Here is an 11,830-nt window from a genome sequence, read left to right as displayed (position 1 = left end):
CCCCGTGTGCGCGGTGGCCGGAACACGCCTGCCGCCGGGCAGGCAGCAGGCTAAAGAGACTTGCGCAGATTCACTGCCGGGATCTTGAGGGCTTCGCGATATTTGGCAACCGTGCGGCGCGCGACTACGAAACCCTGTTCTGCCAGCAGCTCGGCAATGCGGCTGTCCGAAAGTGGCGATTTTGGGTCTTCAGCTCCTATCAGTTGCTTGATCAGGGCTCGGATGGCGGTCGACGAGGCGGCGCCACCGGTGTCGGTTGAAACGTGTGATCCGAAGAAGTACTTAAATTCAAGCGTCCCGAACGGGGTCAGCATGTACTTGCCTGTTGTCACACGGCTGACAGTCGACTCGTGTAGGCCCAGCGTATCAGCTATTTCCCGCAAAACCAAGGGGCGCATGGCAATTTCACCGTGCGCAAAGAAATTCTTCTGACGCTCGACAATAGCCTGCGCGACACGCAGGATCGTGTCGAAACGCTGCTGGATGTTCTTGATCAGCCAGCGTGCTTCCTGGAGCTGCTGCTTCAGCGAACCGGCGGATGGATCGCCGCGGCTGTTGCGCAGGATGTTCGCGTAGAGGTTGTTGATCCGCAGGCGCGGCACGACCTCCGGATTGAGCTCCGCGAGCCATCCCTGGCCGGCCTTCTTCACGATGATGTCGGGCACGACGTAGTCGGCCTCGGCCTTGCCGTACGCGGCGCCGGGGAACGGCTCCAGCGAGCGGATCAGCGCGTGCGCGTCGCGCAGCGCGTCGTCGCTCGCCTTCAGGTGCTTGCGCAACCGCGTGAAGTCGCGTGCGGCGAGCAGTTCGAGATGCTGCGACACGATCTCGAGCGCGAGCGTGCGCGTCGGTGACGGATCAAGGCGCAGCAACTGCAGCTTCAGGCATTCGGATGCCGAGCGGGCGCCGACCCCGGCCGGGTCGAAGCTGTGCAGCAGCGCGAGCGCCGCGTTCAGTTCGTCGCAGTCGATCTCCAGCTCGGACGGCAGGTCGGCGAGCACTTCGTCGAGCGTGGCGGTCAGGTAGCCGTCGTCGTCGAGCGATTCGATCAGGAACATCACGAGCGCGCGATCGCGCGGGCTGGCCTGCGTGACGCGCAACTGCGCGGACAGGTGGTCGCGCAGCGACGTCGCGGCTTCCTGCACCTGCAGCGGCGGGAGGTCGTCGTCGTCGGACGCGCCGCTCGAGCGGCCGAATTCGTCGAGATTCCATTGCGGGCCGTCGTTGCCGTCGCCGGACCCATAACCGTCGTAGTCGTCGGCACCGGCCCGCTCGTCGCGCTCCGCGCGATCGCCCGACGTGCTGCTGCCGCTGTTTGCCGGGGCCGGATCGGTGTTCTGGCCGGGAGGTGTCTGCGCGATCAGCGATCCGTCCGCGGCGACGCGCAGCGGGCTCGCGATCCATTCGTCGTCGTTCTCGAGCAGCGGGTTCTGCGCGACGGCCATCGCGACTTCCTGCTGCAATTCGAGCGTCGACAACTGCAGGAGCCGGATCGACTGCTGTAGCTGGGGCGTCAGCGCCAGATGTTGCGACAGGCGGAGTTGAAGGCTGGCTTTCATGGCAAGGAGGGAGTCATACCGGCAGTGTGCCACGACCCAGGCGCGTTGAGCCATCCGCGATTACGCGCGGCGCGCCGCCCGGTCGCGGGCATGGCCGCGAAGCGGGGCGCGGCCCCGCGCGGCGATGCCGGGCGGGGTGCAGCCAGCCACGAGGAGGAAGTTACATGCGGAAGTGTTCGCCGAGGTACACGCGGCGCACGCTTTCGTTTTCGATGATGTCGCTCGGCGCGCCGGCGGCGAGCACCGAGCCGTCGCTGATGATATAGGCGTGGTCGCAGATGCCGAGCGTTTCGCGGACGTTGTGATCGGTAATCAGCACGCCGATGTTGCGCTGCTTCAGGAACTTGACGATCTTCTGGATCTCGAGCACCGCGATCGGGTCGACGCCGGCGAACGGTTCGTCGAGCAGGATGAAGTTCGGGTTGGTCGCGAGCGCGCGCGCGATTTCGACACGGCGTCGTTCGCCGCCCGACAGCGACAGCGCGGGGTTCTCGCGCAGGTGGCCGATCTGCAGTTCGTCGAGCAGCGCTTCGGTACGCAACGAGATCGCGTCCTTCGACAGCCGCTTGCCGTCTTCGCCGTATTGCAGCTCGAGCACCGCGCGGATGTTTTCCTCGACGGTCAGCTTGCGGAACACGGACGCTTCCTGCGGCAGGTACGACAGGCCGAGCGACGCGCGCTTGTGGATCGGCAGCAGGCTGATCGAGCTGCCGTTCAGCGAGATCTCGCCCGCGTCGAGCGGCACGAGGCCGACGATCATGTAGAACGACGTGGTCTTGCCGGCGCCGTTCGGGCCGAGCAGCCCGACGACTTCGCCGCTCTTCACGTCGAGCGACACGTCCTTGACGACCGTGCGCGAGCCGTAGCGCTTCTTCAGGTTGCGGACGACGAGCGAGCTCGTGGTGCCGGCCGGCTGGCGGTTCGGTAGCGCGTTCATTGGCCCGGCGCTCCCTGGATCGTGGTCGACGGCGACAGCTTCGCCGGCGCGCCGTTCAGCGGCGCGGGGCCGCCGTTCTTCGGCGACAGCATCGCGCGCACGCGGCCGTTCGGGTTGCCCGGCGCCGCGACGTCCTTGCCGCCCTTCGCGGTGTAGAAGTCGCGCTGGCCGTCGTACGTGATCACGCTGCCGTGCACGGTGTCGGCGATCGTCGACGCGCCCTGCAGGCGGCGTACGGTCGCGGCGGTCGTCAGCGTGGTCAGGTCCTGCTTGCCGTCGTAGTCGATGCGCTCGGCGTCGCCGTCGATGTATTCGTCGAGGCCTTCGCGCTTCTGGCGGAACGTCGCGTGCTTCTTGCCGCTGCCGAACGACGTCGCGTACTGATAGCCTTCCGGATCCTGGCGAACTTCGACGCGATCGCCCTTGATGATGATCGTGCCCTTCGTGATCACGACGTTGCCGGTCGCGACCGTGACCTGCTTCAGGTCGTCATAGGTCAGGTTGTCGGCTTCGACGTTGATCGGCTTGTTCTGGTCGGCCTTCTCGGCATGGGCGAGCGGCGCCAGCCCGATCAGCGGGAGCGCCACGAGCGTCGCGGCGAGCGCGGCGCGGACGGCGCGCGCAGCGCCGCCGGAATTCTGTCGAGGGAACGGTTCGTTCATGCAGTCACGTGAGGGAAGCGTCACTTGGGTTGACCTTTCGAGCCGCCGGACGTGTCCGCCGCGGCGATCGTGCCGCGCACGTTGCCGTAAAGCTCGATGACCCGGGTGACGTTGTTGTACTTCATGCCGTCGGTCGCGTTGACGAGCGACAGGCCGCGCTGAAGTTTAACCGGCTTTTCGGTCTGGATCACATCGTCATTGACGAAGATCCGGAAATGCTGGGAATCGGCCTGCATCTGCGGATCGCCGCCGCCGGCCGCGCGCAGGATGCGCGCGTCGTCGTACAAATCGACGATCGACACGTCGCCGTTGACGGTGCCGCGCTTCGCGGTGGTCGTCACGACCGGCTTGCCGGGCTGGAATGCGCGCATGGCCGGATCGGTCAGGTCGCTGTTTTCGGTGTCTTCGTAATGGATCAGCTTCGCGGCCGTCAGCCGGTACTGGGTCGTGCCGGACTGGTCGAGTTCGGTGACCGAGAAGTTGTCCGCGAAATAGTCGGGCGTATGGCGCTTCGGCTGCACGGTGCCTTCGCCCGGCGGCGGCAGCGTCGCCTGCAGCAGCCACCAGGTGACGCCCGCAAGCGCGGCGACCGCGGCGAGCGGCAGCAACTGGGTCCAGCGGAAATGCGTATTCATCCGTCAGGCTCCGCAGGCGGCTGCGAGCAGCGCGTCGTAGCGGTGCTGCGCGCGCAGGATCGCGTCGCAGGCTTCGCGCACGGCGCCGTGGCCGCCGCGGGCCTCGGCCACCCAGTGCGCGCGGGCGATCACCTCGGGGTGCGCGTTCGCCGGTGCGGTCGCGAAGCCGCAGCGCAGCATCACCGGCAGGTCGGGCCAGTCGTCGCCCATGTAGCCGCATGCGTCGGCGGTGAGGCCGAGCGATGCGATCAGGTCGGCGAACACGGCGAGCTTGTTCTCGACGCCCTGGAACAGGTGCGTGATCTTCATTTCCTTCGCGCGCGCCGCGACGATTTCCGAGCGGCGGCCCGTGATGATCGCGGTTGCGATGCCGGCTTCGCCGAGCAGCTTCACGCCGTGGCCGTCGAGCGAATTGAACGACTTCATCGCGTCGCCGGCCGCGGTAAACAGCAGGCCGCCGTCGGTCAGTACGCCGTCGACGTCGAAAATCATCAGCTTCACGCGGCTTGCGCGTTCGGCCGCAGTCAGCGCTGCGCTCATCAGATCACCTTCTTCGAAAACAGGTCGTGCATGTTCAGCGCGCCGATCAGCGCGCCGTCGGCATCGACGACCAGCATCTGGTTGATCCGGTGGCGCTCCATCAGTTCCACGGCCTCGACTGCCAGGTGATCCGGCGCAATCGTGCGCGGGGCGCGCGTCATCACGTCGGTGATCGGCAGCGTGCGGAAGTCGCCGTCGCGCGCGAGCACGCGGCGCAGGTCGCCGTCCGTGAAGATGCCCGCGACCTTGCCGTCGGCGTCGACCACGGCGGTCATGCCCAGGCGTTTCGCGGTGATCTGGAACAGCGCGTCCGACAGCGTCGCGTCGAGCCCGACGGACGGGACGTCGTCGCCCGAGCGCATCACGTCGCGCACGTAGGTGAGCAGGCGCCGGCCGAGCGCGCCGCCCGGGTGCGAGCGCGCGAAATCTTCCGAACCGAAGCCGCGCGCGTCGAGCACGGCGACGGCGAGCGCATCGCCGAGCGCGAGCGCGGCGGTCGTGCTCGCGGTGGGCGCGAGGTTCAGCGGGCACGCTTCCTTTGAGACCGCGGCGTTCAGGTTCACGTCGGCGAGCGTGCCGAGGCTCGATTCCGCACGGCCCGTGATCGCGATCAGCTTCGCGCCGATCCGCTTGACGAGCGGCAGGATCGCGACGAGCTCTTCCGATTCGCCGGAATAGGAGATGCCGATGAAGACGTCGTCGGCGGTGACCATCCCGAGGTCGCCGTGGCTGGCCTCGGCAGGGTGGACGAAGAAGGCCGGCGTGCCGGTGCTGGCCAGCGTTGCTGCGATCTTGCGGGCGATATGCCCCGATTTGCCGATACCGGACACCACCACGCGGCCGCGGCAGCCGAGCAGCAGCGCGACGGCCTGGATGAAGTCGCCGTCGAGCTGGTCGCGCAGCGCGCGCACGGCGTCCGCCTCGATGTCGAGCACGTCGCGGGCGAGCGCGAGCGCGCGGTTGTCATTGATTTTCGCTATCATGCGCGGAGTATAGCAAAGGCGTTTGTTCGCCGCGCCGGGCCTTCGGACTCGTCCGAAGTCGCCTATCCCACGCTACGCCACCGTGCCCGCTTTGCGGTGGCCCCGACGAACGAGGACGCTTTGCCCGTGATTTCCCCGCTCGAAATGACGCTCATGCTGCTGCTGGCTTCGGTGGTGGGCGTCGTCGTGTTCCGTTCGCTGAACCTCCCGCCGATGCTCGGCTACCTGACCGTCGGCATCCTGGTCGGCCCGCACGCGCTCGGGATCGCGGCGGATCTCGAGCGCGCCGAGCATCTCGCGGAATTCGGCGTGGTGTTCCTGATGTTCTCGATCGGCCTCGAATTCTCGCTCGCGAAACTGAGGTCGATGCAGCGGCTCGTGTTCGGCCTCGGGCTGCTGCAGGTCGTCGCGACGCTGGTGCTCGCGCTCGTGCTCGGCGCGCTGTTCGAGCGCTGGGTGCACATCACGTGGCAGGGCGCCGTCGCGCTCGGCGGCGCGCTCGCGATGTCGTCGACGGCGATCGTGTCGAAGATGCTCGCCGAGCGGCTCGAGATCGAGACCGAGCACGGCCGCAACATCTTCGGCGTGCTGCTGTTCCAGGATCTCGCGGTGGTGCCGCTGCTGATCGTGATCGCCGCGTTCGGCGCCGAATCGTCGAAGGATCTCGCGCTGACGCTCGGTTTCGCGGCCGTCAAGATCGTGATCGCGCTCACGCTGCTGCTGGTCATCGGGCAGCGCTTCATGACGCGCTGGCTCAACGTCGTCGCGCGGCGCCGCTCGCAGGAACTGTTCGTGCTGAACCTGCTGCTCGTCACGCTCGGCGCCGCGTTCATCACCGACAAGTTCGGCCTGTCGCTCGCGCTCGGCGCGTTCATCGCGGGGATGCTGATCTCCGAGACGCCGTTCCGTCACCAGGTGGAAGAGGACATCAAGCCGTTCCGCGACGTGCTGCTCGGCCTGTTCTTCGTGACGACCGGGATGCTGCTCGATCCGCGCGTGATCTGGGAGCACCCGCTGCTCGTGCTCGGTTTCTTCGTCGGGCAGATCCTGTTCAAGGGGACGATGATCGCGGGGCTCGCGCGGCTGTTCGGCGCGACGCCGGGCGTCGCGATGCGCACGGGCATCGGCCTCGCGCAGGCCGGCGAATTCGGCTTCGTGCTGCTGAACCTGATCCTCGACCGCCATCTCGTCGATTCGACGCTGCTGCAGGCGATCCTCGCGTCGATGCTGCTGTCGATGCTCGCCGCGCCGTTCCTGATCCAGAACGCGGACCGGATCGTGATGCGGCTGTCGTCGACCGAATGGATGCAGCAGTCGCTGCAGATGACGCGGATCGCGACGCAGAGCCTGAAGCAGCGCGGTCACGTGATCATCTGCGGCTACGGCCGCGCGGGCCAGAACCTGGCGCGCATGCTCGAACAGGAAGGCATTTCGTATGTCGCGCTCGACCTCGACCCGGACCGCGTGAGCGCGGCCGGAGCGGCCGGCGAATCGGTCGTGTTCGGCGACGCGGCGCGCCGCGAGTCGTTGCTCGCGGCCGGCATCCACCGCGCGGCGGCTGTCGCGATCACCTACGCGAACACGCCGTCCGCGCTGCGCGTGCTGCATCACGTGCACGAGCTCGAACCGACGCTGCCGGCGATCGTGCGCACCGTCGACGATGCCGATCTCGAGAAGCTGCTCGCGGCCGGCGCGACCGAGGTGATTCCGGAGATCGTCGAAGGCAGCCTGATGCTCGCGTCGCATACGCTGGTGCTGGTCGGCGTGCCGATGCGCAAGGTCGTGCGGCGCGTCGAGGAGATGCGCGACGAGCGCTACAGCCTGCTGCGCGGCTATTTCCGCGGCGCGGACGACGCGGACGACGACGACCACGAGCAGGTGCGGCTACAATCGGTGCCGGTCGATGCGCGCGCGGACGCGGTCGGGCGCTCGCTGGAGGAGCTCGGGCTGTACGCGCTCGGGCTGGAAGTCACGGCGATCCGCCGGCACGGCATCCGCGGCGTCGAACCCGATCCGCAGACCAAGCTGCGCGCGAGCGACATCGTCGTGCTGCGCGGGCTGCCCGAGGCGCTCGCGCTCGCGGAGGAGCGGCTGTCGCGCCATCGGCGCGATCCGCCGGCCGCGGCCGCGTGAGTTGCGGTCAATAATCTGACCCGTATTTATTCGAAACGGTGCCCGATCTTCGCGCACCGTTTTTTTCGGAGAGTTTCATGCCGCATTCGTCGTCGGGCGCGCCGCTCGATCCGGTCGCCTTCATCCACAGCCAGATCCGCACGGTGCCCGACTGGCCGCAGCCGGGCGTGATGTTCCGCGACATCACGACGCTGCTGCAGAGCCCGAAGGCGCTGCGCATCCTCGTCGACCTGTTCGTCGAACGTTATGTCGATGCGAAGCTCGACTACGTCGCGGGCCTCGACGCGCGCGGCTTCATCATCGCGCCGATCGTCGCGTACGAACTGAGCGTCGGCTTCGTGCCGATCCGCAAGGTCGGCAAGCTGCCGTACAAGACGCGCTCGGAATCGTACGACCTCGAATACGGCAGCGCGACGGTCGAGATCCACGAGGATGCGTGCCGCCCCGGCGATCGCGTGATCATCATGGACGACCTGATCGCGACCGGCGGCACGATGATGGCGGGACGCAACCTGCTGCAGCGGCTCGGCGCGGTGGTCGTCGAAGGCGCGGCGATCATCGACCTGCCCGATCTCGGCGGCTCGGCGCTGCTGCGCAACGCGGGACTGCCCGTCTATACCGTCACCGAATTCGCCGGCCACTGAACGCCGGCCTGCCTACTCACGTTACGCCGCGAGGTCACGATGCCCAACTTCATGCTGTTTCTCGCCACGTCGATCGCGATTACGTTCGCGCCGGGTCCCGACAACCTGCAAGTGCTCGCACGCGGGATCTCGCAGGGCCGCGCGGCCGGCTTCGTCGCCGCGCTCGGCTTCACGGCCGGGATCCTGTTCCACACGACGCTCGCGGCGCTCGGCGTCGCGGCCGTGCTGCGTTCGTCGCCGGTCGCGTTCGAGATCCTGAAGCTCGCGGGCGCCGCGTACCTCGTGTGGATCGGCATCAAGGCGCTGCGCAGCCAGGGCCTCGCGAATGCGCACGCGCGCCCGCCGCAGCCGCTCGGCACGATCTTCCGGCAGAGCGTGATCGGCAACCTGATGAACCCGAAGGTCACGCTGTTCTTCGTCGTGTTCCTGCCGCAGTTCGTCGATCCGCACGGCACGCAGAGCGTGACGCTGCAGATGTTCGAACTCGGCGCGCTGTTCATGCTGCAGACGGCCGCGATCTTCTCGCTGTTCGGCGTCGGCGCCGGGATGATCGGCGCATGGCTGAAGCGCCGCCCGAAGGCCGGCGTGTGGCTCGACCGGATCGCCGGCGCGACGTTCATCGCGATCGGCATCCGTGTCGCGCTGAAGGACTGACGGTGATGACGTTTCCGTGCATCGCGGCCGCCCGCCGCTTCGATCCGGCCGCGCACCTGCGTTTCGAGATCGCCGGCCAGGCGGTCGGCTGGGTGCGCCGGCAGGATGTCGCGAAGCTCGCGCGCTGGCCCGACGTGTTCGAATTGACCGGCGAGCGCGTCGTGCTGTCGGCGCGCTACGACTCGGTCGACGCGCGCAGCATGGCGCTGGCGAGCGCGATCGGCGCACTCGCGGCCGAAGGCGCGATTCCCGGCTGGCGCGACGAGATCTACGCGATCCGCAACCGCTTCGACGATGCGCCGCTCGCGTACATCGAGCGCGCCGCGTCGCGGTTCTTCGGCACGCAGACTTATGCGGTGCACCTGAACGGCATCGTAGAATATGCGATCGCGCCGGGCGAGGCGCCCGCCGCGACCGTGCCGCAGATGTGGCTCGGCCGCCGCAGCGCGACCAAGGCAACCGACCCCGGCATGCTCGACAACGTCGTCGCGGGCGGCATCGGCTGGGGCCTGGGCGTTCACGAGACGCTCGCGAAGGAGTGCTGGGAAGAAGCCGGCATTCCGGCCGAACTCGCGGTGCGTGCGATCGCGGGCCGCGCGGTGCAGGTGCTGTGCTCGCTGCCGGAAGGCACGCAGTCCGAACTGATCTTCGTGTACGACCTGCCGCTGCCGCACGACTTCGCGCCGCGCAACCAGGACGGCGAAGTGGCCGAGCACCTGCTGGCCGGCGTGCCCGAGGTGATCGGCTGGCTGCGCGAAGGCCGCGCGACGATGGATGCGAGCCTTGCGACGCTCGACACGCTGCTGCGCCACCGCTGGCTTTCCGCTGCCGACGCGGCGGGCATCGACGCGCTGTTCGCACCGGCCGCGTGACGCGCGCCGCGACGCGCAGTCCGGCGGCGCGAACGGGCAATTTGACGAATACGGAAACAAAGGGAGTCGCGGTCATGTCGACCGATCACAGCTTTATCTTGAAACTGTCGTGCCCCGACCGGCACGGCATCGTCCACGCAGTCTCGGGCTTCCTGTTCGAGCGCAGCAACAACATCCTCGATTCGGCGCAGTTCGGCGACAGCCGCACCAGCGAATTCTTCATGCGCGTGCACTTCGAGCAGGACGGCGACGGCACGGATGTCGCGTCGGCGCTCGACACGCTTCGCAAGGAATTCGCGCCGCTCGCCGAGCAGTTCTCGATGCGCTGGGAATTGCACGATGCGGCCGTGAAGCCGCGCGTCGTGATCATGGTGTCGAAGATCGGCCACTGCCTGAACGACCTGCTGTTCCGCTATCGCACCGGCCAGTTGCCGATCGAGATCCCGGCGATCGTGTCGAACCACAAGGAGTTCTACCAGCTCGCCGCGAGCTACAACATCCCGTTCCATCACTTCCCGCTGATCGGCGGTTCGTCCGATGCCGCGAAGGCCGCGCAGGAAGCGCGCGTGCTGGAAGTGATCGACGAGCACCGGGCCGATCTCGTCGTGCTCGCGCGCTACATGCAGATCCTGTCGCCGAACATGTGCCAGCAGCTCGCCGGGCGCGCAATCAACATCCACCATTCGTTCCTGCCGAGCTTCAAGGGCGCGAAGCCGTACTACCAGGCGTTCGACCGTGGCGTGAAGCTGATCGGCGCGACCGCGCACTACGTGACGACCGATCTCGACGAAGGTCCGATCATCGAGCAGGAAGTCGAGCGCGTCGACCACAGCATGACGCCCGACCAGTTGACCGCGATCGGCCGCGACGTCGAGTGCGTGACGCTCGCGCGCGCGGTGAAGTGGCACGTCGAGCACCGGATCGTGCTGAACGGGACGAAGACGGTCGTGTTCCGCTGATTCGCGTCGGCCGGCCATCGGCCCAAGGATCGCCGGCCCCGGATGGCCGGCCCCCGGATGGCCGGCCCCCACAAACAAAAACGCCGCGCCCTTTACGGGGCGCGGCGTTTATTACGCCTGATACGCGGGTTTCAGATCAGCCGCAGCAGGTACAGCTCGCGTTTCAGGTACGCATAGAAGATCGGCGCGGCGATCACGCCCGGCAGCCCGAACGCGGCCTCCATCACCAGCATCGCGAGCAGCAGCTCCCACGCGCGCGACTCGATCTGGCCGCCGATGATCTTCGCGTTCAGGAAGTATTCGAGCTTGTGGATGATCACGAGGAACGCGAGCGACGCGATCGCGGTGCCCATGCTGACCGACAGCGACACGGCGACGATCAGCGTGTTGGAGATCAGGTTGCCGATCACCGGCAGCAGGCCGACGATGAACGTGACGAGCACGAGCGTTTTCGACAGCGGCAGCCGCTCGTGGAACATCGGCAGCGCGACGAGCAGGTAGATGCCCGTAAACGTGGCGTTGATCGCCGAGATCTTGATCTGCGCGAACACGATCCGGCGGAACGCATCGGAGAAGCGCGATACGCGCGTGACGAGCGCGGTCGACAGCGGCCGGCGCACCTTGCCGTGCTCGACGCCGATCGCGATCATCGCGCCGATGATCATCCCGAACAGCACGTGGCCGAAGCCGCGCGCGACGCTCTTGCCGCTCTGCTGGAGCTCTTCCATATGCGCGTGCATCAGCACGGCCGCCTTCGTCTTCATCTGCTCGACGTCGACGGGCAGCAGGTTCGCGATCCAGGCCGGCGTGCGTGCGCGGGTTTGCTCGACGATCTGCATCAGCTGGTCGAGCAGGCTCTGCAGGTTCGGCACCGTGCGCTCGAAATGCTCGATGATGCCGATCGTCAGGCCCGTGAGCGCGCCGACGATCGCGATCGCCAGCAGCACGACGGCGACCCAGCGCGCGCGCATGCTCGTCGTGTGGCGTTCGATCACGGGTGCGATCGTGTGGATCAGCTGGTAGACGAGCAGGCCGGCCAGCAGCCCGCCGAGCAGCTTGAGCTCGAGGACGAGCCACATCATGACGATCGTGAAGAGATAGCTGCCGATCTCGAGTGCCGACAGCTTCGGCAGGCTGAAGTCGCTCGTCAGCCGCACGCTGCGCAGGTGCGGCTCGCGGTTCTGCGCATCGCGCGACGAGTCTGGTTGCTTCTCCATCGTGGATTCCTGTCGTTCGTGTGTCATGCCGCGCA

Annotated in this window: 12 protein-coding genes; 5 read left to right on the top strand and 7 right to left on the bottom strand. The window is 67.4% G+C overall.

The features are described from left to right. Positions 1-50: 50 nt before the first annotated feature. The 6 genes from ABD05_RS03990 to kdsD all read right to left on the bottom strand — a co-directional run bounded on the left by ABD05_RS03990 (position 51) and on the right by kdsD (position 5,316). Positions 51-1,559, bottom strand: coding sequence for an RNA polymerase factor sigma-54 (locus ABD05_RS03990; RefSeq protein WP_047899049.1), 1,509 nt, complete (start codon positions 1,557-1,559; stop codon positions 51-53). A gap of 160 nt (positions 1,560-1,719) precedes the next feature. Beyond that, the gene (gene lptB, locus ABD05_RS03985; RefSeq protein WP_047899048.1) at positions 1,720-2,496 is read right to left on the bottom strand and encodes an LPS export ABC transporter ATP-binding protein; all 777 of its coding nucleotides are present in this window, start codon (positions 2,494-2,496) and stop codon (positions 1,720-1,722) included. Then, positions 2,493-3,158, bottom strand: coding sequence for a lipopolysaccharide transport periplasmic protein LptA (gene lptA, locus ABD05_RS03980; protein WP_047899047.1), 666 nt, complete (start codon positions 3,156-3,158; stop codon positions 2,493-2,495). Before lptA ends, lptB begins: the two co-directional genes overlap by 4 nt. Positions 3,159-3,178: 20 nt before the next feature. Continuing rightward, complete coding sequence (gene lptC / locus ABD05_RS03975) at positions 3,179-3,793, bottom strand: LPS export ABC transporter periplasmic protein LptC (RefSeq protein WP_047899046.1); 615 nt, start codon at positions 3,791-3,793, stop codon at positions 3,179-3,181. A 3-nt stretch (positions 3,794-3,796) separates the two neighbouring features. Continuing rightward, positions 3,797-4,333, bottom strand: coding sequence for a KdsC family phosphatase (locus ABD05_RS03970; RefSeq protein WP_047899045.1), 537 nt, complete (start codon positions 4,331-4,333; stop codon positions 3,797-3,799). After that, on the bottom strand, positions 4,333-5,316 hold the full coding sequence (gene kdsD, locus ABD05_RS03965) for an arabinose 5-phosphate isomerase KdsD (protein WP_047899044.1): 984 nt from the start codon (positions 5,314-5,316) through the stop codon (positions 4,333-4,335). The genes ABD05_RS03970 and kdsD overlap by 1 nt, the downstream gene beginning before the upstream one ends. 126 nt (positions 5,317-5,442) lie before the next feature. Between kdsD and ABD05_RS03960 the strand changes: the two genes are divergently transcribed. The 5 genes from ABD05_RS03960 (at position 5,443) to purU (ending at position 10,578) form a co-directional block, all read left to right on the top strand. Then, positions 5,443-7,449 carry a monovalent cation:proton antiporter family protein gene (locus ABD05_RS03960; protein ID WP_047901071.1) on the top strand — a complete coding sequence of 669 codons (2,007 nt, stop codon included), beginning with the start codon at positions 5,443-5,445 and terminating at the stop codon, positions 7,447-7,449. 77 nt (positions 7,450-7,526) lie between these two features. Then, on the top strand, positions 7,527-8,093 hold the full coding sequence (locus tag ABD05_RS03955) for an adenine phosphoribosyltransferase (RefSeq protein WP_040141994.1): 567 nt from the start codon (positions 7,527-7,529) through the stop codon (positions 8,091-8,093). 39 nt (positions 8,094-8,132) lie between these two features. Then, on the top strand, positions 8,133-8,747 hold the full coding sequence (locus ABD05_RS03950) for a LysE family translocator (RefSeq protein WP_047899043.1): 615 nt from the start codon (positions 8,133-8,135) through the stop codon (positions 8,745-8,747). Between the two features lie 5 nt (positions 8,748-8,752). After that, positions 8,753-9,619 (top strand): NUDIX hydrolase, encoded by an 867-nt coding sequence (locus ABD05_RS03945; RefSeq protein ID WP_047901070.1) that lies wholly within the window; start codon positions 8,753-8,755, stop codon positions 9,617-9,619. A gap of 74 nt (positions 9,620-9,693) precedes the next feature. After that, positions 9,694-10,578: a formyltetrahydrofolate deformylase gene (gene purU / locus ABD05_RS03940; RefSeq protein WP_047901069.1), complete on the top strand. Its 885-nt coding sequence runs from the start codon at positions 9,694-9,696 to the stop codon at positions 10,576-10,578. A 131-nt stretch (positions 10,579-10,709) separates the two neighbouring features. On the opposite strand, the gene ABD05_RS03935 is transcribed toward purU, so the two are convergent. Continuing rightward, complete coding sequence (locus tag ABD05_RS03935) at positions 10,710-11,795, bottom strand: AI-2E family transporter (RefSeq protein WP_047899042.1); 1,086 nt, start codon at positions 11,793-11,795, stop codon at positions 10,710-10,712. Between the last annotated feature and the right edge of the window lie 35 nt (positions 11,796-11,830).

Origin of the sequence: Burkholderia pyrrocinia (genome assembly GCF_001028665.1) — a bacterium.
Taxonomy (GTDB): Bacteria; Pseudomonadota; Gammaproteobacteria; order Burkholderiales; family Burkholderiaceae; genus Burkholderia; species Burkholderia pyrrocinia.
Note: the sequence above shows the minus strand (reverse complement) of the source record. Positions and strands in the feature narration are given on the sequence as shown.